Origin of the sequence: Polaromonas sp. C04, from assembly GCF_002002705.1 — a bacterium.
GTDB lineage: Bacteria > Pseudomonadota > Gammaproteobacteria > Burkholderiales > Burkholderiaceae_C > Rhodoferax_A.
The window spans coordinates 1-1,734 of sequence record NZ_MUNS01000004.1; the positions used below are offsets into that span (position 1 = coordinate 1).

3 protein-coding genes are annotated in these 1,734 nt (G+C 59.6%); 2 read left to right on the plus strand and 1 reads right to left on the minus strand.

The window, feature by feature from the left end; all coding sequences use genetic code 11:
* Positions 1–107 precede the first annotated feature (107 nt).
* Positions 108–461, plus strand: coding sequence for a site-specific integrase (locus B0E49_RS20780; protein ID WP_286137707.1), 354 nt, complete (start codon positions 108–110; stop codon positions 459–461).
* Positions 458–670 (plus strand): site-specific integrase, encoded by a 213-nt coding sequence (locus B0E49_RS20785; protein ID WP_286137708.1) that lies wholly within the window; start codon positions 458–460, stop codon positions 668–670. Before B0E49_RS20780 ends, B0E49_RS20785 begins: the two co-directional genes overlap by 4 nt.
* Before the next feature lie 612 nt (positions 671–1,282).
* On the opposite strand, the gene B0E49_RS00025 is transcribed toward B0E49_RS20785, so the two are convergent.
* A partial coding sequence (locus B0E49_RS00025) for a LysR substrate-binding domain-containing protein (protein ID WP_286137709.1) occupies positions 1,283–1,734 on the minus strand: 452 nt, incomplete at its 5' end.

The window sequence follows — 1,734 nt, forward strand, 5'->3', positions numbered from 1 at the left end:
CCTTGCTGCCCTGGCGCATCGCGCTTCCCAGCACCTGAACGCGCAGCCCGGCGCCGCAACCCCCCGCCGGCAACACTCAGCACATCAGCACCACGCGCGCAAGGGGCGTGGTTAGTCGACCGCTTACCATTCAACGTCCTCGTCACACCGACACCGACTGGCTCGCCAAAGTACCGATCGGACCATACGTTGATGCGTTCAAGCAGCATCTGGCCGAGCGCGGATATGCTGCACACACCTTTGCCAGCTATGTCGTTGGCATTACGCACTTCGCGCGATGGGCGCGCACCAAACGGCTGCGCTTGAACAGGGTCGACGAGGCATCAATCGCTGATTTCTTGACGACCACTTACCGAACTGCCAATGCGTCGCTCCGGTGCGTCACGACCGGGGAGATCACAGCGCGGCACTCGGTCACCTGCTTGTGGTGCTACGGTCTCTGGGCGTCATCCCACCGGTGACGCTCCGTGCGACGGCGGTGGATGAGGAACTGCGCTGTTACGACGAGTACCTGGAGCATGCGCGCGGCCTGGCGCCAAAGACCCGCAACGTGGCGCTACGCATCATTGGACGCCTGCTGACCTCGCGTTTTGGCAGCGACGCCATCGACATCGCCGCGATCAAGCCCCAGCAGGTTCGGCGCTTCTTTTCCAAAGAAGCCGTCCGTTAACGGTATAACAAGCTCGATCAGCGAAAGGGTCTCCTGCGCGCGTCTTTCATCAGGGTCCGCAGTCCAAGGCTGGCTGCAAGATGACCGGTTGTAGTTTCTCCAGTCCGCACCCTTTACCTGAATTCAGCGCACCTCGCACTGTATCGGTGGCCTCCAAATTAAGTATCCCTTGACGAATCGCGCAGCGATTCATCAAGGCCTGAAATTGGTTGACAAATGGGGAAACCCTTGTAGTAGCCCTAATGTTCAATTGAGCAAGGGACTTTGCCATCCGTGAATCCTCAATCAGAATATGAGACGTTGAGCATAGCGCAGAGCAATTGCCCAAGGGAGCAGTAAGATTGGCAAGGCGTGAACCACACACGACGGTTAGTCTGAGGGATTGTTGATCTGCCAGTGAGCTCATTTTGTGACGCACTACCTGTACAGAAAAACGAGCCTTCACCAAAACCGGAAAACAATTACGGATGGTTCTCTGGGCTGCCAGCCAGTTTCTTTCCTGCTGGATCGGACTTACATAGGCCAGTGTCGAATGCTGCCTTGCTGGATGTAGCCACAGGCCTGAGGTTCTAGGCAACAGGTGGGCTTGGCGTCCGGCCTGTGGCCGGGTTGTCATGGCGCGCGGTAATGGCCGATCAACATCTCAAGCAAGGCCTGGATATAACCGGGCAGGGCGTTCCGGTCGCGCACCAGGATGTAGCGCTCGCGCACGCTCCAGTCGTCGGTGAGTGCTATCAGCGCGAGGTCCATGGCCTCGCGGTTGCGCTGCGCGGCCGACTCGGGCACGATGCCCACCCCCACACCGCTGCCGATCATGCGACACATGGCGTCAAAGCTATTGAGCTGGATGCGCAGCTTGAGCGGCTTGCCAAGTGACGCTGTCACTTGTGCCAGAAACGTCATTAAGGTGCTGCCGTGGTGCATCCCCACGGTGTCCTCGTCCAGAATCTCGGCGAACGCAACGCGTTTGCGCCGCGCCAGACGGTGCTGGCGCGAGGTCACCAGCATCAGCCGGTCGGTGCTGAAGTGGATGGCCTGCAGCCCCAGCGTGTCGACCTGGCCCG